This window comes from Enterococcus aquimarinus (genome assembly GCF_001885765.1).
Taxonomy (GTDB): Bacteria; Bacillota; Bacilli; order Lactobacillales; family Enterococcaceae; genus Enterococcus_I; species Enterococcus_I aquimarinus.
The window spans coordinates 1-434 of the sequence record NZ_JXKD01000044.1; the positions used below are offsets into that span (position 1 = coordinate 1).

Here is a 434-nt window from a genome sequence, read left to right on the forward strand (position 1 = left end):
ATAACTTGTTCTTTTATAGGTGGAATCATAATTTCTTGATTCCTAACCAATTCAGAATTTAAGTTCACCTGGCTCCCTGGTTGCCCATACTTGTGCCATTTTAGTCTAAACATCTCTAACCACTGAAACATAAATTCCCGGTCAAATATAGGATTCAAAAATATTAAAAAACCATCATGTACTCCAGTATTTACATAGTTTACAACTGGTTTTCCTACAGTAGCAGCAATACTCAACAATAAATGAGGTTCAAATAAAACCCTTGTTTTTTCCTGTCCGGCCTTAGAAATTTTTTGTTCTAAATACGTAATTCTTCCGTTTTGTTCAGTTACATCAGAGATTCTAAGCCACCCTACATTTGAATTAGAATCAAACCATTTCTTATCTTGAATTGGTCTAGGAGAGGCTCCACGAACAATTTCAGATAAATCTCC

The 434-nt window shown here is 34.3% G+C and carries 1 protein-coding gene; it reads right to left on the minus strand.

The window, feature by feature from the left end; all coding sequences use genetic code 11:
* The coding region (locus tag RU93_RS11880; RefSeq protein WP_143139465.1) for a restriction endonuclease subunit S at positions 1-434 on the minus strand (434 nt) is incomplete at both ends.